Consider the following 21,494-nt stretch of genomic DNA (forward strand, 5'->3'; position numbering starts at 1 on the left):
AGGGACTTGAACCCTCACGTCCGTAAGGACACTAACACCTGAAGCTAGCGCGTCTACCAATTCCGCCACCTTCGCATCACAGCGTGAGAAATCTCACTACCACGGGGGCGCATTCTAGATGTTTTATCGCCGTCGTCAACAGTTAATTATGTGCCGCTACACTGAATGATGCAAAAAGCGGCACATTGGGTAAAAAAAGCGTTAGCGCCGGGCGTTGCGGCCGTAAACGGCGCGGTAAACCTTAAAGCGCCCGGTCTGAGCGAGGAGTTCGTGGCTGCCGAAAACCTCGTCCAGTACGTCCGGATAAGGCAGAAAGGCATTCGCGACGATTCTGAGTTCGCCGCCGCTGTTCAGATGGCGGGTCGCGCTGCGAATAAGCTGACGCGCCGCCTCCAGGCTGGTTTCGCGCCCTTCGTGAAACGGGGGATTGGAGATTATCATATCGAAGCGGCCCTGAACGTCGGACAGAACGTTACTGGCCAGCACATGACCTTCCAGACCGTTAGCGGCAAGCGTTGCGTGGCTTGCGGCCAAAGCCGGCGCCGAAACGTCGCACAGGGTCAGGCGGACTTTGGGAGAATGACGCGCCAGCGCTACGGCCAGAACCCCGGCGCCGCAGCCGACGTCCAGCACCTTGCCTTTGGTGTGCGGCATAAAGGTGGAAAGCAGCAACTGGCTGCCGCTATCCAGTCCGTCGCGGCTGAACACGCCAGGCAGGGTTTTGATGGTCATCCCGTCGTGCTGATACTCGCCCCACCAGGCTTCAGGGTCGAAAACCGGATGCGTTTCGAGTCGGCCATAATAGAAGCCGCAGCGACGGGCGCTGTCTATTTTGTTCAGCGGCGCGTAGTCCGCCAGAATTTGCTCGGCGCTACGAACGCCGCTGCGGTTTTCCCCGACGATGAAGATGTCACATCCTTGCGGCAGCAGCGACAGCAGGTTCATCAACTGATACTGGGCTTCGGGCTTATTTTTGGGCCAGTAGTAAACCAGTGTATCGCTGTCGCCAACGGCATCGGCATCGGCCTGCAGGCCAAAGCGGGCGCGATCGCCCATCTGCGCGCTCAGTAGCTGCCAGTGGTGGTACTGCCAGGTATATGCCCGGCTCTGCTCCGTTTCGAGCTGTGCCGGTAATGCATCCTGGAGATCGCCGGCGAACAGTACACGGCGGTGGGTAAAATCATCACTGTGGCGCAGCACGACTTCGCTTGCAGGGCACCAGGCGGACATAAACGACTCCTTCTCATAGTTGGCCGGGGATTATAACCCCAACGCGCGTGAAGTTGCAGATAAGCGGCATCTGTTGGCGGGGATTCGAGGAATTTGCTATATTTGCGGGCTTCTGGTGACTGGAACAGGTTTCGTGATGACATCCCGACGTGACAGGCAGCTCACGCAACTGGGGATCACCCAGTGGCGGCTTCGACGCCCCGCGGTGTTGCAGGGCGAAATCGCGCTCAGAATCCCCGAACATATCCGCCTGGTGATGGTAGCTGATAAGCCGCCCACATTGACCGATCCCCTGATTCAGGATGTGCTGCGCGCGCTGACGTTAACAGAAGCCAACGTGCTACCGCTCACGCCGGATCGCGCGGCGCTGCTGCCCGAGGGGAGCCGCTGCAATAGCTGGCGGTTGGGTGTGGAATCGCCGCTGACGCTGCCTGGCGTTCAGCTCTCTTCACCGGGTTTCGACGAGCTTCTTCATAACGCCGCGGCGCGCATCGCGCTCTGGCGCCAGATTTGTGAACATGAACAGGATCTCTTCCCTTAAGCCGGAGGATTTGGCGCGGGCCTGGGCGATTGAACAGCGCAGCCACGCCTTCCCATGGAGCGAAAAAACTTTCGCAAGCAATCAGGGTGAACGCTATCTCAACTTCCGGCTCGATGTGGCCGACGAGATGGCGGCTTTCGCCATAACCCAGGTGGTGCTGGACGAAGCCACGCTATTTAATATCGCGGTCGATCCCGCCTGGCAGCGGCGCGGGCTTGGCCGTCAGTTGCTGACGCATTTGATTGGCGAACTGGAACAACGCGATGTCCTTACGCTGTGGCTGGAGGTGCGCGCGTCTAACGTCGCCGCCATCGCACTCTATGAAAGCCTCGGCTTTAATGAGGTGACGGTACGCCGCAACTATTATCCCACCGCAGACGGACGTGAGGACGCCATTATTATGGCCCTGCCGCTGGGCTGAATAACAAGAAGGTGATGTGAATGAAGTGGGACTGGATACTCTTTGATGCTGATGAAACGCTGTTCAGCTTCGACTCCTTTGGCGGGCTGCAGCGCATGTTTCTTGACTACAGCGTGACCTTTACGCCAGAGGACTATCAGGATTACCAGGCCGTTAATAAGCCGCTTTGGGTCGATTACCAGAATGGCAACATCACCGCCCTGCAATTACAGCATCAGCGCTTTCAGGGATGGGCCGATCGCCTGAAGGTACCGGCCAGCGCCCTGAACGACGCCTTCCTGAACGCGATGGCCGAGATTTGTACGCCGCTGCCCGGCGCGGTTTCTCTGCTTAACGCCCTGAAAGGGAAAGCGAAGATGGGCATTATCACCAACGGGTTTAGCGCGCTGCAAAACCGTCGTCTGGCTCGCACCGGGCTGAGCGACTATTTCGATCTGCTGGTGATTTCCGAAGAGGTGGGCGTCGCCAAACCGGATCGTAAAATCTTTGATTATGCCCTGGCGCGCATGGGCGAGCCTTCCCGGGAGCGGGTGCTGATGGTTGGCGACACCGCCGAGTCCGATATCCTGGGGGGGATCAACGCCGGGCTTTCCACCGTCTGGCTGAATGCTCACCAGCGCCCCCTGCCGGACGGTATTCGCCCCGACTGGCAGGTCAGCTCACTGGCGGAACTGGAAGCACTGCTGTGCCATGAAGAATAGTGCAATGAATAATTGTGTAACCCGCGGTGATGAGTAAAATTGCCCCACTTTATTGAATACTCCGCGTGCGAACCGAAACCGCGCGCCGCAACTGAAGACTGAACTATGACCTTGTCTCCTTATTTGCAAGAGGTGGCGAAACGCCGCACTTTTGCCATCATCTCTCACCCGGACGCCGGTAAAACCACCATTACGGAAAAGGTGCTGCTGTTCGGACAGGCGATTCAGACCGCAGGTACGGTAAAAGGGCGCGGCGCCAGCCAGCACGCTAAGTCGGACTGGATGGAGATGGAAAAGCAGCGTGGTATCTCCATCACCACCTCGGTGATGCAGTTTCCCTACCATGACGCGCTGGTCAACCTGCTCGATACTCCCGGACACGAAGACTTCTCGGAAGATACCTACCGTACGCTGACGGCGGTAGACTGCTGCCTGATGGTTATCGATGCTGCGAAAGGGGTTGAGGATCGCACCCGTAAGCTGATGGAAGTTACCCGCCTGCGCGATACGCCGATCATCACCTTTATGAACAAACTGGATCGCGATATCCGCGATCCAATGGAACTGCTGGATGAGGTGGAGAACGAGCTTTCGATCGCCTGCGCGCCCATCACCTGGCCCATCGGCTGCGGCAAGCTGTTTAAAGGGGTTTATCACCTGTATAAGGATGAGACTTACCTCTACCAGAGCGGTCAGGGTCACACTATCCAGGAAGTCCGTATCGTGAAAGGGTTGGATAACCCTGAACTGGACGTTGCCGTGGGCGAAGACCTGGCGCAGCAGTTGCGCGATGAGCTGGAACTGGTGAAGGGGGCTTCCAATGAATTCGATAAAGAGCTATTCCTGAGCGGCGATATTACGCCGGTCTTCTTTGGTACCGCGCTGGGTAACTTTGGCGTCGACCATATGCTCGATGGCCTGGTCGCATGGGCGCCGGCGCCCATGCCGCGCGTGACCGATACCCGCACGGTTGAAGCCAGCGAAGAGAAATTTTCCGGCTTCGTCTTTAAAATTCAGGCCAATATGGATCCCAAACATCGCGATCGCGTGGCCTTTATGCGCGTGGTTTCCGGTCGTTATGAGAAAGGCATGAAGCTGCGTCAGGTGCGTACCGGCAAGGATGTGGTGATTTCCGATGCCCTGACTTTTATGGCCGGCGATCGCGCCCACGTGGAAGAGGCGTATCCCGGTGATATTATCGGCCTGCATAACCATGGCACCATTCAGATTGGCGATACCTTTACCCAGGGTGAGACCATGAAGTTCACCGGGATTCCTAACTTCGCCCCAGAACTGTTCCGCCGTATTCGCCTGCGGGATCCGCTGAAGCAGAAGCAGCTGCTGAAAGGACTGGTGCAACTTTCTGAAGAGGGGGCGGTGCAGGTGTTCCGTCCCGTTGCCAATAACGATCTGATTGTGGGGGCCGTCGGGGTACTGCAGTTCGATGTAGTTGTCGCCCGCCTGAAGAGCGAATACAACGTTGAGGCGATTTACGAATCCATCAACGTCGCCACCGCTCGCTGGGTGGAGTGCGATAACGTGAAGAAATTCGATGAATTCCAGCGTAAGAATGAGCAGCAGCTGGCGCTGGACGGTGGCGATAACCTGACCTATATTGCGCCGACCATGGTTAACCTGAATCTGACTCAGGAACGTTATCCTGACGTTACTTTCCGTAAGACCCGCGAACATTAATCTGTCCCGCCTGAGCGCGGTATTGCGCCGCGCTCTATCATTCTCCTGCGCTATTAATCACTTAAGGAATGCTCCTAATTCCCTGACGATACAGGTGTTTTCAGGTTTATCTCCATGCGCTTTTATTTTGCTCGTCTATATTTAATAAGGTCAGATTCAGATGGATAAGCAAAAACAGGAGTAAACCGATGAATAAGCCTATGATTTCCAAAACGCTACTGACTGTAGTTCTGGGGACAGTTCTGGCAAGCGGCTCTGCAATGGCGCAAAGCGAGACGATGAACCGCGTTCAGTCTGGCGCCGAGAGTGCAGGACAGAAAATCGATAATTCGATGAAAAAAGTCGGTAACTTCATGGATGACAGCGCCATTACAGCGAAAGTGAAAGCGGCGCTGGTGGACGATGATGCGATTAAAAGCAGCGATATTTCGGTAAAAACGGATAATAAAACGGTGACCCTGAGCGGTTTTGTCACCAGCCAGGCGGAAGCTGAAAAAGCGGTAGCGCTGGCGAAAGGAATTGAAGGCGTGACCTCGGTGAGCGATAAGCTACACGTGAAGGACAGCAAAACCCAGAGCCTGAAAGGCTATGCGGGGGATACGGCCACCACCAGCGAAATTAAAGCCAAAATGCTGGCGGATGACGGGCTGCCTTCGCGCAATGTAAAAGTCAAAACCACCGATGGGGTGGTGCAACTGACGGGGCATGTGAAAACTCAGGCTCAGGCCGACAGGGCTGAAAGCATCGCGAAAGCCGTGGATGGCGTAAAGAGCGTTAAAAATGACCTTCAGGTTGAGCCGTAATCGTAATTATTTGCCTTTGTACGGAGCAGTATAAAAAGCGTCAGTAACGGGGAGCTTCCCACTCGAGAGCGATACGTAACCACTCAGATATCCATTAAAAGGAGATGTATATGTTTCGATGGGGCATTATTTTTCTGATTATTGCACTGATTGCGGCGGCTCTGGGCTTTGGTGGCCTGGCAGGTGTGGCAGCAAGCGCTGCAAAAATAGTTTTTGTGGTCGGTGTTATCCTGTTCCTGGTAAGCCTTTTTATGGGGCGCAGACGCCCTTAGCCCGGGCCAGGCATTTGTAACAAAATAGCCAGCCTTCGGGCTGGCTATTTTGTTCTGAATAAAGAATGATCTCCGATACGATAAAATTTCAGGAAAGCAGCGGTGGGGCAGAGAATACCTGTAACGCTCGGCAATATTGCGCCGCTGGCGTTAAAACCCTTTCATCCCGGCAAGCTGGCGCTGGTTTGTGAAGGCGGCGGCCAGCGCGGTATTTTTACCGCAGGCGTGCTGGATGAATTTCTGGACGCTAATTTCGATCCGTTCGATTTTTATTTCGGCACTTCGGCCGGCGCCCAGAATTTGTCGGCCTTCGTATGTCGCCAGCCCGGTTATGCCCGGCGGGTCATTACCCGTTACACGACGCGCAGCGAATTTTTTAATCCGCTGCGTTTCGTACGCGGCGGTAATCTTATCGATCTCGACTGGCTGGTGGATGCCACCTCTCGTAAAATGCCGTTGGCGATGGATAACGCGTCGCGGCTGTTCGACGCCGGTCGCGAATTTTATATGTGCGCCTGTCGTAGCGATGATGACTATACGCCGGAATATTTTGCCCCTGACAGCAGTAACTGGCTTGATGTCATTCGCGCCTCCAGCGCGATTCCCGGCTTTTATCGTACCGGCGTTCAGCTTGGCGATTTTAGCTACCAGGATGGCGGAATCAGCGATGCGATTCCGGTACGCCAGGCGGCGCAGCGCGGCGCGCAAACGCTGGTGGTTATCCGTACCGTCCCTTCCCAGATGTACTATACGCCCCAGTGGTTCCGGCGTATGGAGCGCTGGCTGGGGGAAGGAAGCCTGAAGCCGCTAATCAACCTGGTGCAGCATCATGAAACCAGTTATGCGGCCATCCAGCGCTTCATCGATAAACCGCCCGGCGATTTACGTATTTTCGAAATTTACCCGCCTGCGCCGCTAAAGAGTATTGCCCTGGGTAGTCGACAGGTGGCGCTACGCAGCGACTATAAGCTGGGCCGTCAGTGCGGGCGTTACTTCCTGGCGACGGTCGGGCGTATGCTGGCCCGTAAGCCGCCGCTGCGACGCTTTAGCGCGCCGGCTATTACCGCGCCCGTCGCGCAGCCGGATACCGTGCCACTGATTACGTCCGCGGCTAATGATATTGTCATGCCGCAAGCGACGCCGGAAGCAAACGATGCTGCATTCAACGGCGAGGATCTGGCGTGAGCCGGCGCTTTATTGATACCCATTGCCACTTCGACTTTCCGCCTTTCGCGGGGGATGAAGCGGAAAGCCTGGCGCAGGCCGCCAGGGCCGGGGTGGAACGCATTATTGTTCCTGCGGTGTGCGCCGCGCGCTTCGATGATGTGCTGGCGCTGGGGCGGCGGCACCCGGCGATTCGCGTCGCACTGGGCCTGCATCCTGTATGGATCGACCAGCATAGCGAGGCGGATCTGGCGGCGCTGGAGCAGCGTCTGAGTTCATGTCCTTCAGGACTGGTGGCGATCGGCGAAATTGGCCTCGATCTTTATCTCCCCGAGCCGCAGTTTGACAGGCAGATGGCGCTGCTGGAGTCCCAGCTTCGGCTGGCAAAAGGTTACGATCTTCCGGTAATACTGCATTCGCGGCGTACCCACGATCGACTGGCTGCCCTGCTGCGGCGCATGGCGTTGCCGCGCGCTGGTGTGGTGCATGGTTTTTCCGGTAGTCTGCAACAGGCGCAGCGCTTTGTGTCACTGGGCTACCATATCGGCGTAGGAGGCACCATTACTTATCCCCGGGCCAGTAAGACCCGCGCCGTGATGGCGGCGCTGCCGTTGGATGCGCTGCTGCTGGAAACCGATGCGCCGGATATGCCGCTTAATGGCTGGCAGGGGCAGCCGAACCGACCTGAACGGATCGCAGAGGTTTTTCGAACGCTGTGCGAGTTACGCAGCGAAGCTCCCCACCAGATTGCTGATGCGCTGTTCGAAAACGCCTGTCGCGTGTTTGAGCTATCTTCAAATGAAAAGTGTGACTGATGTCACTATATAAAACCATGCTATGTAAAATGCTGCACTATTTCGTGATGTGTGTAGATATTTAATGATTCCCCACCGTTATAATTCGCCCCGTCTGTCATGGCTTCTCTTTTTTTAATTATCAGGCAGGGAATTCTGTATGCGAATCCTTATGGGAATAATCGGCATGATGGCGCTGTTGCTGATTGCCGTTCTGTTGTCCAGCAACCGCCGGGCGATCAATCTGCGCACCGTCCTGGGAGCATGGCTAATTCAGGTGGGAATCGGGGCGCTTATCCTTTACGTACCTGCGGGGCGTCGGGTGCTGCTGGCGATGTCGGAAGGGGTTTCTAAAGTTATCTCCTACGGTAACGACGGCATCAGCTTTGTGTTTGGCGGTCTGGCTTCAGACAAAATGTTTGAACTGTTCGGCGGCGGCGGTTTTGTGTTTGCACTGCGGGTGCTGCCGATTATCGTCTTTTTTTCATCCCTGATTGCCGTGCTCTACTATCTGGGCATTATGCAACTGGTCATTCGGATTCTCGGGGGGGCTTTGCGTAAGGTGCTGAAGACGTCTCGTACCGAATCGCTCTCCGCCACGGCCAATATCTTCGTCGGTCAGACCGAAGCACCGCTGGTGGTGCGTCCTTATATCGCCACCATGACCCGTTCTGAGCTGTTCGCTGTGATGTGCGGCGGTCTGGCTTCCGTTGCGGGCTCGGTGCTGGCGGGGTACGCTCAGATGGGGGTGCCGCTGGAGTATCTGATAGCAGCCTCCTTTATGGCGGCGCCGGGTGGTTTGCTGTTCGCAAAACTGATGATTCCGGAAACCGAAAAACCGCACGACGCGCCGGAGCCGGAAACCCTGAAAAACGATCCCGATCGCCCTTGCAACGTACTGGATGCCGCGGCGGCCGGAGCGGCGTCGGGTATGCAGCTGGCGCTGAACGTCGGTGCGATGCTGCTGGCCTTCGTCGCATTGATTGCGCTGCTTAACGGGATGTTGTCGGGCGTTGGTGGCTGGTTCAACTATCCGGAACTTTCGCTGCAGCTGATCCTGGGTTGGGTGTTCGCGCCGCTGGCCTGGCTTATTGGCGTTCCCTGGAGCGAGGCGACGGTAGCGGGCTCCTTTATCGGCCAGAAGCTGATTATCAACGAATTTGTGGCCTATCTGAACTTTGGCGAGTATCTGAAGGATGACGCCACCGTAGCGGCGGCCGGTCTGCAGGTGCTTTCCGGGCACACCAAGGCGATTATCTCTTTCGCGCTCTGTGGATTTGCTAATCTTTCTTCTATTGCCATCCTGATCGGCGGTCTGGGCAGTATGGCGCCCAGCCGTCGTCATGAAGTGGCCCAGTTGGGACTTAAAGCGGTTGCTGCGGGAACGCTCTCGAACCTGATGAGCGCCACCATCGCTGGGATCTTCCTGGCGCTGTAATCTGCTCTGGATGTTATAATTATAACATTTCTGCCGAAGGCGGCCTGGCGATAAGCCCGGCCGCCTTTGCGTTTTTCTGACCGTGCCTGGGATTGTTTTGTCGGTCTGATCACATATACTTCTCGATATGCTGCAATATCATCTTTGGCTTTTGTGAAACCAAACACAAAATGGCAGATAGCGGAATGTTAGTATTTTAACATTTCCGGCGAAGCGTTCCTCTCGGGCGTTTCTGCATTGCGTTTCCGGCCCGGGATGCCGTCAATTTTACTGGAGAAAAACCATGACCGATTTAACCGCCAGCAGCCTGCGCGCGCTGAAACTGATGGATCTGACGACGCTTAATGACGACGATACCGATGAGAAGGTCATCGCTCTGTGTCGTCAGGCGAAAACGCCGGTGGGCAACACTGCAGCTATCTGCATCTATCCGCGTTTTATCCCGATTGCCCGCAAAACCCTGAAAGCGCAGGGGACGCCGGATATTCGTATTGCGACCGTGACCAATTTTCCCCACGGTAACGATGACGTCGAGATTGCCCTGGCCGAAACCCGCGCCGCCATTGCCTACGGCGCTGATGAAGTGGATGTGGTCTTTCCGTATCGCGCTCTGATGGCCGGCGATGAGCAGACCGGATTCGATATGGTGCAACGCTGTAAATCGGCCTGCGCCGATGCCGGCGTGTTGCTGAAAGTGATTATCGAAACTGGCGAGCTGAAAGAAGAGAGCCTGATTCGCAAAGCTTCTGAAATCGCCATTCGCGCCGGTGCCGATTTTATCAAGACTTCTACCGGTAAAGTGCCGGTCAATGCTACGCCGGAAAGCGCACGCATCATGATGGAAGTGATTCGCGATATGGGCGTGGCGAAAAGCGTGGGCTTTAAACCGGCCGGAGGGGTACGCAGCGCTGAAGATGCGGCCCTCTTTCTGGGAATTGCCGATGAACTGTTCGGCGCTGACTGGGCCGATAGCCGCCATTTTCGTTTTGGCGCATCCAGCCTGCTTGCCAGCCTGCTTAAAGCGCTGGGCCATGGCGATGGTAAGAGCGCCAGCAGCTACTAAGCCGCCGCGCCTGGCGGATTTTTCTTGCGGTGGTTTCCCGGCCGCCGCCCTTTATCTCGACTCTGCAAGGAGTGACCGTGTTCCTCGCTCAAGAAATTATTCGTAAGAAACGTGACGGCCAGCCGCTCAGCGATGAAGAGATCCGCTTCTTCGTGAATGGTATCCGTGACAATACCATTACCGAAGGGCAGATTGCGGCTCTGGCGATGACCATTTTCTTCCAGGATATGGATATGGCCGAGCGGGTCTCCCTGACGCTGGCGATGCGCGATTCCGGCGCGGTGCTCGACTGGCAGGGGCTGAACGGCCCGGTAGTCGACAAACACTCTACCGGTGGCGTAGGGGATGTCACTTCGCTGATGCTGGGGCCGATGGTGGCCGCCTGCGGTGGTTATGTCCCGATGATCTCCGGACGAGGCCTGGGGCATACCGGCGGTACTCTGGATAAGCTGGAAGCGATACCGGGCTTCGATATTTTCCCGGATGATGACCGTTTCCGGGAAATTATTCACTCGGTTGGGGTGGCGATTATTGGCCAGACCCGCTCACTGGCCCCGGCGGACAAGCGTTTTTACGCTACCCGGGATATTACCGCCACCGTGGATTCCATTGCGCTGATCACCGCCTCGATTCTGGCTAAAAAGCTGGCGGAAGGGCTGGATGCGCTGGTGATGGATGTGAAGGTAGGCAGCGGCGCCTTTATGGAGACGTTCGAACGTTCGCAACTGTTGGCCGAAGCCATCGTCGGCGTAGCTAATGGTGCTGGCGTGCGTACCACTGCGCTGCTGACCGATATGAATCAGGTGCTGGCCTCCAGCGCCGGTAATGCTCTGGAAGTGCGAGAAGCGGTGCGCTTCCTGACCGGTGAGTACCGAAATCCACGCCTGCTGGAAGTGACGATGGCCCTGAGTGCCGATATGTTGATCTCAGGCGGGCTGGCGCAGAATGAGCAGGAAGCCCGTGCGAAGCTACAGGCGGTGCTGGATAACGGCCAGGCGGCGGAGTGCTTTGGACGGATGGTGGCGGCACAGAAGGGGCCGGGTGATTTTATGGCTCACTACGATCGCTATTTGCCAGCAGCCACCCTGAGCAAAGCGGTCTATGCCGAGAGAGACGGCGTGGTTAGCGCTATGGATACCCGGGCGCTGGGGATGGCGGTGGTTGGTATGGGCGGCGGACGTCGCCGGGCCCAGGATCCCATTGATTACAGCGTCGGGCTGGATCAGATGATTACCCTGGGCGAACGGGTGGACAACCAGCGTCCGCTGGCGGTAATTCATGCATCCAGCGAAGCCGACTGGCAGGTTGCCGCTGCCCGTGTGAAAGCCGCTATCAGCGTGACGGAACAAACGTATCAACCGACGCCGGTGATTTATCGCAGGATCGGCCGCTAAGGTACGGTATACTGATCTGATCGCTTTTTTGTCATAAGCCAGTACCCGTCATACTTCAGGCTACAGATGCGTTGGCTGCGTTCTTTCGCTCCGGTCACATAGTCTTCTATGCTCCCGGGAGCTCGTTCACTTGCCGCTTTCTGCAGCTGGAGCTATTCAGGGTCATGCGCGCGTTAACGCAGGAGATAACTATGAAACGTGCATTTATTATGGTGCTGGATTCATTTGGTATTGGCGCCGCTGAGGATGCCAGCCGCTTTGGTGACGCAGGCTCGGATACGCTGGGCCACATTGCGCAGGCCTGCGCCGAAGGTAAGGCCGATAATGGTCGTAAAGGGCCGCTAAATCTTCCGAATCTGACCCGACTGGGGCTGGCGAAAGCGGCTGAAGGGGTCACCGGGAAGATCCCGGCCGGAATGGACGGTGATGCGGAAATTATCGGCGGTTACGCCTGGGCTCACGAACTCTCTTCCGGTAAGGATACGCCGTCCGGCCACTGGGAGATAGCCGGCGTGCCGGTACTTTTCGACTGGGGCTACTTTAAAGATGAGGAGAACAGCTTCCCTCAGGCGCTGCTGGATAAACTGGTCGAACGCGCGAAGCTGCCGGGCTATCTGGGCAACTGCCACTCTTCCGGCACCGTCATCCTGGATAAGCTGGGTGAAGAGCATATGAAGACCGGCAAGCCTATCTTCTACACCTCTGCTGACTCGGTGTTCCAGATTGCCTGCCATGAAGAAACCTTTGGTCTTGATAGACTCTATGAGCTGTGCGAAATCGCCCGCGAAGAGCTGACTGACGGGGGCTATAACATTGGTCGCGTCATCGCGCGTCCCTTCACTGGCGATAAGGCCGGTCATTTTGAACGTACCGGCAATCGCCACGATCTGGCGGTCGAGCCGCCATCGCCCACGGTACTGAAAAAGCTGGTGGACGAAAAACAGGGTCAGGTGGTTTCGGTCGGTAAAATCGCCGATATCTATGCCAACGTGGGGATCACTAAAAAAGTGAAGGCCACCGGCCTGGATGCGCTGTTCGACGCCACGCTTACAGAGATGAAACAGGCAGGGGACAACACCATTGTCTTCACCAACTTCGTCGATTTTGACTCGTCCTGGGGCCACCGTCGCGACGTGGCGGGCTATGCCGCAGGGCTGGAATTGTTCGACAGGCGCCTGCCGGAGCTGATGGCGCTGGTGAAAGAGGACGATATCCTGATTCTGACCGCTGACCACGGCTGCGATCCCACCTGGAAAGGCACTGACCACACCCGTGAACATATTCCGGTGCTGGTTTACGGCCCGCAGGTTAAATCCGGCTCTTACGGCCATCGCGATACCTTTGCCGATATCGGGCAGACCCTTGCCGATTATTTTGGAGTATCGAAGATGGAATACGGTAAGGCACTGTTTTAACTAATTTTGAATCGTTGATAAGGACAATTTTCTATGGCTACGCCACATATCAATGCGGAAATGGGTGACTTCGCTGACGTCGTTTTAATGCCGGGCGACCCGCTGCGTGCGAAACACATCGCCGAAACCTTTCTGGACGATATCCGCGAGGTGAATAACGTTCGTGGGATGCTGGGTTACACCGGGACTTATAAAGGCCGTCCGATTTCGGTAATGGGGCATGGAATGGGCATTCCTTCCTGCTCTATCTATACCAAAGAGCTGATTACCGATTTTGGCGTGAAGAAGATCATTCGCGTTGGTTCCTGCGGCGCGGTGCGTCCGGATGTGAAACTGCGCGACGTGGTGATCGGCATGGGGGCCTGCACCGACTCTAAGGTGAACCGCCTGCGCTTTAAGGATCACGACTTCGCCGCCATTGCCGATTTCGACATGGTGCGTAACGCCGTGGACGCGGCAAAGGCGCTGGGCATCGAGGCCCGGGTCGGCAACATTTTCTCCGCCGATCTGTTCTACACTCCGGACCCGCAGATGTTCGACGTAATGGAAAAGTACGGCATTCTGGGCATTGAGATGGAAGCTGCCGGCATCTACGGCGTGGCGGCGGAGTTTGGCGCGAAGGCGTTGACAATCTGCACCGTTTCCGACCATATCCGCACTCACGAGCAGGTTTCTTCCGCCGATCGCCAGACCACCTTTAATGAGATGATCAAGGTGGCCCTGGAATCGGTACTGCTGGGCGATAAAGCCGCCTGATGCCGTCGTCTTTTAGACGATACTCGCCGCGCCCTGAAGATAGCCAGGGCGCGCTATTCCCGCTTTCCTGAAGGTCACTCACCGTTTTGACGCCTCTTTCTGAGGCGCCGTAGCCTGTTATAAATGGCAGGGGGTGACGATTTAACTTACCGCCCGGGCTATCCAGGCGCCCAGCTCCCGTAGCTGTTCGGCCTGGGCCGGAAAGGCCTCTACCAATGCATCGCACTGGGCTTTCAGCGTTTCACTGCGGTAGGTGCAGCCTACCAGACGTTTGGCAAGTCGCTCCAGCGGCGTGGGGTCCAGGCTATCGGTAAACATCTGGCAGCGGGTGATCTGCCCCTTTTCCACATCGAAGTGCAGCTCCACGCCGCCCCAGACAAAGCGCTCGTCCAGCAGATGGCTGAACGCTGGCGCCTGGCCGAAGTTCCATTCCCAACTGCTCTGGCGGGCGAAGGTTTCAGCGAAGCCAGGCAGAGCAGGAGCGGCGTCCGGAGAGATATATTCTGGCATAACCCGCTCGCCGTAATGCTCGAAGAAGGCGGCCTCGACGGCGTCGCACACCTGCTGATGGCTAATCTGATCCACGAAGTCGCTCAGGTTGGCGACCCGGCCGCGTACCGAAGTAATTCCTTTAGCCTGAAGTTTTTTCCGATCCGGATTCAGGTAGTTCGCCAGCCGGTTGAGATCGGCATTCAACAGCAGGGTGCCATGGTGAAAGCCGCGATCCCGGGTTTCCCGATAGGCAGAGCCGGAGATCTTACGCGGCCCTTCGGGGGTATCCATCACCAGATCGTTACGCCCTGACGCGCTGGCGCTGACGCCCAGACGACGTAAGGCGTTGATAACGATGCCCGTCGAGACGCTTTTGTCATACTCCGGTTTAGCGGCCATAAAGGTGAAGCAGGTATTGCCCAGGTCGTGGAATACTGCGCCACCGCCGCTGCTGCGCCGGGCCAGCTTAACGTTGTCCTGTTCCATCCGCCTGGTGTTGCACTCCTTCCAGGGATTCTGGGCGCGACCGATAACGACGGTATCGGCATTGCGCCACAGGAACAGTACGCGCTGGGTGGCGGGCATCTGGCGAAAGATGCACTCTTCTACCGCCAGGTTAAACCAGGGGTCGTGAGAATGGGAAATCAGTAATCGCAGAGCAGACATAGCGGGTTCCTTTCCTGAACAGGAACCCGATTTTATCACGATGCGCCAGCCGTGGCGTGGCGCTCAGAGCGCTTCAGGGTTTCTTCTGGTTCTGCGGCGCTTCGTTCTCATTATCGTCATCGGGCAGCTCCTGACTGGCGGTCAGCAGGAAGGGGGACTGCTGCCAGCGCGTGCGCTTGCCTTCCAGCAGAGTACGGGTCAGTACGATGCCGATAGCCAGCGCCAGCAGTAGCATCAGGCGCAGAATATTGGATGTATTGTCCACCTGCTGCGACTCGGTCGCCAGGGTGTGGGTATCCAGCGTCAGCCGAAGATTACCTAACCGGTTCCCTTTCTTCTCAATGGGTTGTACGATTTGGCGGTTAAAATAGCTGCCGGCTTTTTTGCCGTCGATAGCCAGTCTGTCGCGTAATGCTACGCTTTCGCCGGCCCGCGCAACCCGGCTGCCGCTTTCATCGTAGACTGCGGCGTCAAGAATCCGGCTATCGTGAGTCAGTTGGTTTAGAATTTGAGTGAGGCCCTTTTCGTCCGGCGATTTGCCGCCCATCAGGGGAACCAGGCTATAGCTGACCTGGCGCGCCAGGGTTCGGGCCATCTCTTCCATTTGCAGATTACGCGCGTGCTGATGGCTCTGGCTGAACCAGGAAGCCCCCTGCATCAGCGCCACCAGAAGCGCCAGACAGATCAGTACAATAACCGCACGATGCAGGCGGAATTTAAGTTTTGCGCTGGTCATATCCCTCCCGTTGAAAATTTGCTGGCAGCATGTTGCCAGAAGTGTGCGCGACGGGGTAGCCTCATGCGTTGTTTTGTTCCGGCCATTAACTGAATACAGGAGCTGTGCGCTAATGCCAAATAGTCTGACCTGGTGCGATTTGCCAAATGATGTCTCCCTTTGGCCCGGGTTGCCCCTCTCCCTGAGCGGCGATGAGGTTATGCCGCTTGACTATCGAGCCGGCCGTAGCGGCTGGCTTCTGTATGGCCGGGATCTGGATAAAGGGCGCCTGACCCAGTACCAGCGCAAGCTGGGAGCGGCGATGGTTATCGTCAGCGCCTGGTGCGTTGAAGAGTACCAGGTTATCCGCCTTGCGGGATCGCTGACGACTCGCGCCACCCGCCTGGCGCATGACGCGGGGCTGGATGTGGCGCCGTTGGGTAAAATCCCTCACTTGCGTACGCCGGGACTTCTGGTCATGGATATGGATTCGACGGCGATTCAGATCGAGTGCATTGACGAGATCGCGAAGCTGGCCGGCACTGGCGATGAGGTGGCCGAAGTGACTGAACGAGCGATGCGCGGCGAGCTGGATTTCACCGCCAGCCTGCGTCAGCGAGTGGCAACCCTGAAAGGGGCCGATGCCCGAATTCTCAGCCAGGTGCTGGAACGATTACCGCTGATGCCGGGGCTGGTATCGCTGGTGCTGAAGCTGGAGGCGCTGGGCTGGAAGGTGGCGATCGCTTCCGGCGGCTTTACCTTCTTCGCCGAAAACCTGCGCGAACGTCTGCATCTGTGCGAGGCGGTGGCTAATCAACTGGAGATCGTTGACGGCAAGCTGACTGGCGAAGTGATCGGCCCGGTGGTGGATGCGGAGTATAAAGCCCGCACCCTGATCAGGCTTGCGGAACAGTACAATATCGCCCCGGAGCAGACGGTGGCGATAGGCGACGGCGCTAACGATTTGCCCATGCTTAAGCGAGCGGCGCTTGGAGTGGCTTATCATGCCAAACCCAAAGTGAATGAAAAGGCGGAGGTGACCATTCGCCACGCCAGCCTGATGGGCGTTTTTTGCATTCTGTCGGGTAGCCTGAATCAGGAAGAGTAAGCATTTCTCCCTGCCGTACAGCGGGGCTAAAACGGTAACAGAGCGAGGTAACAACGGTGGCGAAAGCGGCAAAACGCGCATTTGTCTGTAATGAGTGCGGCGCGGACTTTCCGCGCTGGCAGGGGCAGTGCAGCGCCTGCCATGCCTGGAATACCATTACCGAGGTGCGTATCGCCGCCTCGCCCCAGGCGGCGCGTAACGAACGCCTGAGCGGCTATGCGGGCAGTGCGGGCAGCAAGGTACAGAAACTCTCCGAGATTAGCCTGGAGTCGCTGCCGCGTTTTTCCACCGGCTTTAAAGAGTTCGACAGGGTACTGGGCGGCGGTGTGGTGCCGGGCAGCGCTATCCTTATTGGCGGTAGCCCGGGAGCCGGGAAATCAACGCTACTGTTGCAGACCATGTGTCGGCTCGCCGATCAGATGAAAACGCTGTACGTCACCGGCGAAGAGTCCCTCCAGCAGGTGGCGATGCGTGCTCATCGGCTGGGATTACCGACCGATAACCTGAATATGCTGTCGGAAACCAGTATCGAACAGATTTGCGAAATCGCCTCGCAGGAAGAGCCGAAGCTGATGGTGATCGACTCCATTCAGGTAATGCATATGGCGGATATTCAGTCTTCCCCCGGCAGCGTGGCGCAGGTGCGCGAAACCGCGGCTTATCTGACGCGCTTCGCCAAGACGCGCGGCGTCGCTATTATTATGGTGGGCCACGTCACTAAAGACGGCTCGCTGGCCGGGCCGAAGGTGCTGGAACACTGCATTGACTGTTCGGTATTGCTGGATGGCGACGCCGATTCCCGTTTCCGTACTCTGCGCAGCCATAAGAACCGTTTTGGCGCGGTGAACGAGCTGGGCGTCTTCGCCATGACCGAACAGGGGATGCGTGAAGTGAGCAACCCTTCGGCTATCTTCCTGAGTCGCGGCGACGAAATTACGTCGGGCAGCTCGGTGATGGTAGTCTGGGAAGGTACCCGACCGCTGCTGGTGGAGATCCAGGCGCTGGTGGATCAGTCGATGATGTCGAATCCCCGACGTGTTGCGGTGGGGCTGGAACAGAACCGGCTGGCGATTTTGCTGGCGGTGCTGCATCGTCACGGCGGCTTGCAGATGGCGGATCAGGATGTCTTCGTTAACGTGGTGGGCGGGGTTAAGGTCATGGAAACCAGTGCCGATCTGGCGCTGCTGCTGGCGATGGTTTCCAGCCTGCGCGATCGCCCGCTGCCGAAGGATCTGGTGGTGTTTGGTGAGGTGGGGCTGGCCGGTGAGATTCGCCCCGTGCCTAGCGGCCAGGAGCGTATTTTCGAAGCGGCCCGTCACGGTTTTCGCCGCGCTATTGTCCCCCAGGCTAATGTGCCGAAGAAGCCGCCGGAGGGGATGCAGGTATTCGGCGTGAAGAAGCTTTCGGACGCGTTGGCCGTTTTTGACGATCTGTAATTCTGGAGCCCGTATTATGTCGTCATTCGACTACCTGAAGACCGCCATCCGCCAGAAGGGCTGTACTTTGCAGCAGGTGGCGGAAGCCAGCGGCATGACCAAGGGGTACCTCAGCCAGTTGCTGAACGCCAAAATTAAAAGCCCCAGCGCCCGCAAGCTGGAAGCGCTGCATCGCTTTCTGGGGCTGGAATACCCTCTGAAGCCTAAACGCATTGGAGTGGTGTTCGGTAAGTTTTACCCGCTGCATACCGGTCATATCTATCTTATCCAGCGGGCCTGTAGCCAGGTGGATGAGCTGCATATCATTATGGGTTATGACGAAACCCGCGATCGGACGTTGTTCGAGGCCAGCGCTATGTCTCAGCAGCCTACTATCAGCGATCGGCTGCGCTGGTTGCTCCAGACCTTTAAGTATCAGAAAAATATTCATATTCATCCCTTTAACGAAGAGGGGATGGAGCCTTATCCCTATGGCTGGGATGTATGGAGTCGCGGCATTAAGCAGTTTATGGCCGAGAAAGGGATCCTGCCAGACCGGATCTACACCTCGGAAGAAACTGATGCGCCGCAATATCTGGAGCATCTGGGCATTGAAACCGTGCTGGTGGATCCCCGGCGTACCTTTATGAATATCAGTGGCGCACGGATCCGTGAGAATCCGTTCCGCTACTGGGAATATATTCCCACCGAGGTGAAGCCTTTCTTTGTGCGCACGGTGGCGATTCTGGGCGGGGAATCAAGCGGTAAGTCGACGCTGGTCAATAAGCTGGCCAATATCTTTAATACCACCAGCGCCTGGGAGTACGGGCGGGAGTATGTATTATCTCACCTGGGGGGAGATGAGATGGCGCTTCAGTATTCCGATTACGATAAAATCGCCCTTGGCCACGCCCAGTACATTGATTTTGCGGTGAAGTACGCCAATAAGGTGGCCTTTATCGATACCGATTTTGTTTCAACCCAGGCCTTCTGCGTGCGCTATGAAGGGCGCGAACATCCTTTCGTGCAGGCGCTGATTGACGAATATCGCTTCGATCTGGTGATCCTGCTGGAAAACAATACCCCCTGGGTCGCCGATGGCTTACGTAGTCTGGGCAGTCCGGAGGATCGGGCTGCGTTTCAGGCGCTGCTGGTGTCGATGCTCAAAGAGAACGATATTGAGTATGTGCTGGTAGAGGAGTCGGACTACGACGCACGCTTCCTGCGCTGCGTGGAGCTGGTGAAGCAGTTGATGGGCGAAGCTGAAGAGTGAAAAAAGAGGCGCCGACGGCGCCTCTTCAGGTTGATGATAAAGAGGGAAAAACGTGGTTTTTCCCTCTTTATGGTTATCAGGCGAAAATCAATGAATTGATTTTCCTTGTTTATTTTTCTGGTGATTCTGGCCGAACGCGTTCGGCCCAGGTCGGTCATCAGTCCGAAGAGGCGCCACCGGCGCCTCTTCTGCTTGATTAGCGGGCGGTGATTCGTTTGTACTTGATGCGTTTCGGCTCCAGTGCTTCGGCGCCGAGGGTACGCTTCTTGTACTCTTCGTATTCGGTGAAGTTGCCTTCGAAGAACTCTACTTTCCCTTCGTCCTGGTAGTCCAGAATATGGGTGGCGATACGGTCGAGGAACCAGCGGTCGTGCGAGATGACCATGGCGCAGCCGGGGAATTCCAGCAGGGCGTTTTCCAGCGCGCGCAGGGTTTCCACATCCAGATCGTTGGTCGGTTCGTCGAGCAGCAGCATATTGCCGCCAACCTGTAAAAGTTTCGCCAGATGCAGACGTCCGCGCTCGCCACCGGAAAGTTCGCCGACGCGTTTGCCCTGATCGGTGCCTTTAAAGTTAAAGCGGCCGACGTAGGCGCGGCTTGGCAGTTCGAAGTTGCCGATCTTCATGATATCGAGACCGCCAGAGACCTCTTCCCAGACCGTTTTCTTGTCGTCCATCGCGTCGCGGAACTGCTCTACGGCGGCGATCTTCACGGTGTCGCCCAGGGTGATAGCGCCGGAATCCGGCTGTTCAGCTCCGGTTATCATCCTGAACAGGGTCGATTTACCGGCGCCGTTCGGGCCGATGATCCCCACGATCGCCCCTTTGGGGATCGAGAACGACAGATCGTCGATAAGCACGCGATCGCCGTAGGATTTAGTGAGGTTAGCCACTTCCAGTACCTTATCGCCCAGGCGCGGTCCGGGTGGGATAAACAGTTCGCTGGTTTCGTTACGCTTCTGGTATTCGGCGCTGTTAAGCTCCTCGAAGCGGGCCAGACGGGCCTTGCCTTTAGACTGGCGCCCTTTGGTGCCCTGACGCACCCACTCCAGCTCTTTCTCAATAGATTTGCGACGGGCGGCTTCCTGAGAAGCTTCCTGGGCCAGACGCCTCTCTTTCTGCTCCAGCCAGGAGGAGTAGTTGCCTTCCCACGGAATCCCTTCCCCGCGATCCAGCTCCAGGATCCAGCCAGCGACGTTGTCGAGGAAGTAACGATCGTGGGTAATCGCGACCACGGTGCCTTCGAAGTCGTGCAGGAAGCGTTCCAGCCAGGCGACGGATTCGGCATCCAGGTGGTTGGTCGGTTCATCCAGCAGCAGCATGTCCGGCTTTTCGAGCAGCAGGCGGCACAGCGCTACGCGGCGGCGCTCACCGCCGGAAAGGTTAGCGATTTTGGCATCCCATTCCGGCAGGCGCAGCGCATCGGCGGCGCGCTCCAGTTGGATGTTCAGGTTATGACCGTCGTGAGCCTGGATAATGGCTTCCAGCTCGCCCTGCTCCTTCGCCAGTTTGTCGAAGTCGGCGTCCGGATCGGCATAGGCGGCGTAAACTTCATCCAGGCGGGTCAGGGCGTTTTTCACCTCGGCGACCGCTTCTTCAACGGCTTCGCGCACCGTCTGCTCTGGATTAAGCTGCGGCTCCTGGGGCAGGTAGCCTATCCTAATGCCGGGCTGCGGACGGGCTTCGCCTTCGATATCGGTATCGATACCCGCCATAATGCGCAGCAGGGTGGATTTACCGGCGCCGTTCAGGCCCAGTACGCCGATCTTGGCTCCGGGGAAAAAGCTCAGGGAGATGTTCTTTAGAATATGGCGTTTCGGCGGCACCACTTTGCCGACGCGATGCATGGTATAAACGAATTGAGCCACGTTGCGACTTCGCCTCTTTTATCGTAGTAAATGGTTAGTCTTAATGGCGAAGTGTAGCCTTTTTCACGTCTTAATCCCAGATGTGGGGTGAATGGGATTTAGCCATATCTATAACGGTATGCGCTGAGTCTGTGGTTGAACGAAAAATCTATGTGGCAGGTATAGGCAGTGTGGACTATCGCATATGAGGATCGAGAATCCATTATTTCCTGTACAATTACCCTGGCTATAATCTTTCTTATTTTTTGTGTATTTACACCGTTGAGGCTTG

At 56.9% G+C, this 21,494-nt stretch carries 21 protein-coding genes; 17 read left to right on the forward strand and 4 right to left on the reverse strand.

Annotation, left to right across the window (positions count from 1 at the left end; translation table 11 throughout):
• Window positions 1–201: 201 nt before the first annotated feature.
• Window positions 202–1,230 carry a 16S rRNA (guanine(1207)-N(2))-methyltransferase RsmC gene (rsmC, locus tag V3W49_RS08655; RefSeq protein ID WP_500144951.1) on the reverse strand — a complete coding sequence of 343 codons (1,029 nt, stop codon included), beginning with the start codon at window positions 1,228–1,230 and terminating at the stop codon, window positions 202–204.
• Between the two features lie 136 nt (window positions 1,231–1,366).
• Between rsmC and V3W49_RS08660 the strand changes: the two genes are divergently transcribed.
• From V3W49_RS08660 to deoD, 13 genes are all read left to right on the forward strand, one after another.
• Complete coding sequence (locus tag V3W49_RS08660) at window positions 1,367–1,771, forward strand: DNA polymerase III subunit psi (protein WP_500144952.1); 405 nt, start codon at window positions 1,367–1,369, stop codon at window positions 1,769–1,771.
• On the forward strand, window positions 1,749–2,192 hold the full coding sequence (gene rimI, locus V3W49_RS08665) for a ribosomal protein S18-alanine N-acetyltransferase (protein ID WP_500145070.1): 444 nt from the start codon (window positions 1,749–1,751) through the stop codon (window positions 2,190–2,192). Before V3W49_RS08660 ends, rimI begins: the two co-directional genes overlap by 23 nt.
• A gap of 20 nt (window positions 2,193–2,212) precedes the next feature.
• Window positions 2,213–2,893: a pyrimidine 5'-nucleotidase gene (gene yjjG / locus V3W49_RS08670; protein WP_500144953.1), complete on the forward strand. Its 681-nt coding sequence runs from the start codon at window positions 2,213–2,215 to the stop codon at window positions 2,891–2,893.
• Window positions 2,894–2,998: 105 nt separating this feature from the next.
• On the forward strand, window positions 2,999–4,588 hold the full coding sequence (prfC, locus tag V3W49_RS08675; protein WP_500144954.1) for a peptide chain release factor 3: 1,590 nt from the start codon (window positions 2,999–3,001) through the stop codon (window positions 4,586–4,588).
• 188 nt (window positions 4,589–4,776) lie between these two features.
• Window positions 4,777–5,391 carry a molecular chaperone OsmY gene (gene osmY, locus V3W49_RS08680; RefSeq protein WP_500144955.1) on the forward strand — a complete coding sequence of 205 codons (615 nt, stop codon included), beginning with the start codon at window positions 4,777–4,779 and terminating at the stop codon, window positions 5,389–5,391.
• A gap of 110 nt (window positions 5,392–5,501) precedes the next feature.
• Complete coding sequence (locus tag V3W49_RS08685; RefSeq protein ID WP_500144956.1) at window positions 5,502–5,663, forward strand: DUF1328 domain-containing protein; 162 nt, start codon at window positions 5,502–5,504, stop codon at window positions 5,661–5,663.
• 102 nt (window positions 5,664–5,765) lie between these two features.
• Window positions 5,766–6,848 carry a patatin-like phospholipase family protein gene (locus V3W49_RS08690; RefSeq protein WP_500144957.1) on the forward strand — a complete coding sequence of 361 codons (1,083 nt, stop codon included), beginning with the start codon at window positions 5,766–5,768 and terminating at the stop codon, window positions 6,846–6,848.
• The gene (locus tag V3W49_RS08695) at window positions 6,845–7,642 is read left to right on the forward strand and encodes a TatD family hydrolase (RefSeq protein WP_500144958.1); all 798 of its coding nucleotides are present in this window, start codon (window positions 6,845–6,847) and stop codon (window positions 7,640–7,642) included. Before V3W49_RS08690 ends, V3W49_RS08695 begins: the two co-directional genes overlap by 4 nt.
• Before the next feature lie 139 nt (window positions 7,643–7,781).
• The gene (locus V3W49_RS08700) at window positions 7,782–9,059 is read left to right on the forward strand and encodes a NupC/NupG family nucleoside CNT transporter (protein ID WP_500144959.1); all 1,278 of its coding nucleotides are present in this window, start codon (window positions 7,782–7,784) and stop codon (window positions 9,057–9,059) included.
• Between the two features lie 283 nt (window positions 9,060–9,342).
• Entirely contained in the window at window positions 9,343–10,122 is a 780-nt protein-coding gene (deoC, locus tag V3W49_RS08705) for a deoxyribose-phosphate aldolase (RefSeq protein ID WP_500144960.1), read from the forward strand.
• Window positions 10,123–10,199: 77 nt separating this feature from the next.
• On the forward strand, window positions 10,200–11,516 hold the full coding sequence (gene deoA, locus V3W49_RS08710) for a thymidine phosphorylase (RefSeq protein ID WP_500144961.1): 1,317 nt from the start codon (window positions 10,200–10,202) through the stop codon (window positions 11,514–11,516).
• 191 nt (window positions 11,517–11,707) lie between these two features.
• A complete protein-coding gene (gene deoB / locus V3W49_RS08715; protein WP_500144962.1) occupies window positions 11,708–12,931 on the forward strand; it encodes a phosphopentomutase in 1,224 nt (407 codons plus the stop codon).
• A gap of 33 nt (window positions 12,932–12,964) precedes the next feature.
• Entirely contained in the window at window positions 12,965–13,687 is a 723-nt protein-coding gene (deoD, locus tag V3W49_RS08720; RefSeq protein ID WP_500144963.1) for a purine-nucleoside phosphorylase, read from the forward strand.
• Between the two features lie 141 nt (window positions 13,688–13,828).
• On the opposite strand, the gene lplA is transcribed toward deoD, so the two are convergent.
• A complete protein-coding gene (gene lplA / locus V3W49_RS08725) occupies window positions 13,829–14,845 on the reverse strand; it encodes a lipoate--protein ligase (RefSeq protein ID WP_500144964.1) in 1,017 nt (338 codons plus the stop codon).
• 73 nt (window positions 14,846–14,918) lie between these two features.
• Window positions 14,919–15,581, reverse strand: coding sequence for a YtjB family periplasmic protein (locus V3W49_RS08730; RefSeq protein ID WP_500144965.1), 663 nt, complete (start codon window positions 15,579–15,581; stop codon window positions 14,919–14,921).
• Window positions 15,582–15,693: 112 nt separating this feature from the next.
• On the opposite strand from V3W49_RS08730, the gene serB reads away from it, so the two are divergent.
• Genes serB through V3W49_RS08750 form a run of 4 tightly spaced genes read left to right on the forward strand, consistent with a single transcriptional unit; the run spans window position 15,694 to window position 19,556 of the window.
• On the forward strand, window positions 15,694–16,668 hold the full coding sequence (gene serB, locus V3W49_RS08735) for a phosphoserine phosphatase (protein ID WP_500144966.1): 975 nt from the start codon (window positions 15,694–15,696) through the stop codon (window positions 16,666–16,668).
• Between the two features lie 56 nt (window positions 16,669–16,724).
• Window positions 16,725–18,104: a DNA repair protein RadA gene (gene radA, locus V3W49_RS08740; RefSeq protein WP_500144967.1), complete on the forward strand. Its 1,380-nt coding sequence runs from the start codon at window positions 16,725–16,727 to the stop codon at window positions 18,102–18,104.
• A gap of 16 nt (window positions 18,105–18,120) precedes the next feature.
• On the forward strand, window positions 18,121–19,356 hold the full coding sequence (gene nadR, locus V3W49_RS08745) for a multifunctional transcriptional regulator/nicotinamide-nucleotide adenylyltransferase/ribosylnicotinamide kinase NadR (protein WP_500144968.1): 1,236 nt from the start codon (window positions 18,121–18,123) through the stop codon (window positions 19,354–19,356).
• A complete protein-coding gene (locus tag V3W49_RS08750; RefSeq protein WP_500144969.1) occupies window positions 19,353–19,556 on the forward strand; it encodes a hypothetical protein in 204 nt (67 codons plus the stop codon). The genes nadR and V3W49_RS08750 overlap by 4 nt, the downstream gene beginning before the upstream one ends.
• On the opposite strand, the gene ettA is transcribed toward V3W49_RS08750, so the two are convergent.
• Window positions 19,553–21,223 carry an energy-dependent translational throttle protein EttA gene (gene ettA / locus V3W49_RS08755; RefSeq protein WP_500144970.1) on the reverse strand — a complete coding sequence of 557 codons (1,671 nt, stop codon included), beginning with the start codon at window positions 21,221–21,223 and terminating at the stop codon, window positions 19,553–19,555. The two genes, V3W49_RS08750 and ettA, sit on opposite strands and share 4 nt — an antisense overlap.
• Window positions 21,224–21,494 lie beyond the last annotated feature (271 nt).

The sequence above is a fragment of the Rosenbergiella sp. YN46 genome (assembly GCF_036620675.1).
Classification (GTDB): Bacteria; Pseudomonadota; Gammaproteobacteria; order Enterobacterales; family Enterobacteriaceae; genus Jejubacter.

What these genes read in the sequence shown, in the direction of transcription:
- V3W49_RS08660 (WP_500144952.1), top strand. Translation starts at nt 1,367, where the DNA reads ATGACATCCCGACGTGACAGGCAGCTCACGCAACTGGGGATCACCCAG.
- deoC (WP_500144960.1), top strand. Translation starts at nt 9,343, where the DNA reads ATGACCGATTTAACCGCCAGCAGCCTGCGCGCGCTGAAACTGATGGAT.
- yjjG (WP_500144953.1), top strand. Translation starts at nt 2,213, where the DNA reads ATGAAGTGGGACTGGATACTCTTTGATGCTGATGAAACGCTGTTCAGC.
- deoD (WP_500144963.1), top strand. Translation starts at nt 12,965, where the DNA reads ATGGCTACGCCACATATCAATGCGGAAATGGGTGACTTCGCTGACGTC.
- V3W49_RS08700 (WP_500144959.1), top strand. Translation starts at nt 7,782, where the DNA reads ATGCGAATCCTTATGGGAATAATCGGCATGATGGCGCTGTTGCTGATT.
- rsmC (WP_500144951.1), bottom strand. Translation starts at nt 1,230, where the DNA reads ATGTCCGCCTGGTGCCCTGCAAGCGAAGTCGTGCTGCGCCACAGTGAT.
- V3W49_RS08730 (WP_500144965.1), bottom strand. Translation starts at nt 15,581, where the DNA reads ATGACCAGCGCAAAACTTAAATTCCGCCTGCATCGTGCGGTTATTGTA.
- lplA (WP_500144964.1), bottom strand. Translation starts at nt 14,845, where the DNA reads ATGTCTGCTCTGCGATTACTGATTTCCCATTCTCACGACCCCTGGTTT.
- prfC (WP_500144954.1), top strand. Translation starts at nt 2,999, where the DNA reads ATGACCTTGTCTCCTTATTTGCAAGAGGTGGCGAAACGCCGCACTTTT.
- osmY (WP_500144955.1), top strand. Translation starts at nt 4,777, where the DNA reads ATGAATAAGCCTATGATTTCCAAAACGCTACTGACTGTAGTTCTGGGG.
- serB (WP_500144966.1), top strand. Translation starts at nt 15,694, where the DNA reads ATGCCAAATAGTCTGACCTGGTGCGATTTGCCAAATGATGTCTCCCTT.
- deoB (WP_500144962.1), top strand. Translation starts at nt 11,708, where the DNA reads ATGAAACGTGCATTTATTATGGTGCTGGATTCATTTGGTATTGGCGCC.
- nadR (WP_500144968.1), top strand. Translation starts at nt 18,121, where the DNA reads ATGTCGTCATTCGACTACCTGAAGACCGCCATCCGCCAGAAGGGCTGT.
- V3W49_RS08685 (WP_500144956.1), top strand. Translation starts at nt 5,502, where the DNA reads ATGTTTCGATGGGGCATTATTTTTCTGATTATTGCACTGATTGCGGCG.
- rimI (WP_500145070.1), top strand. Translation starts at nt 1,749, where the DNA reads ATGAACAGGATCTCTTCCCTTAAGCCGGAGGATTTGGCGCGGGCCTGG.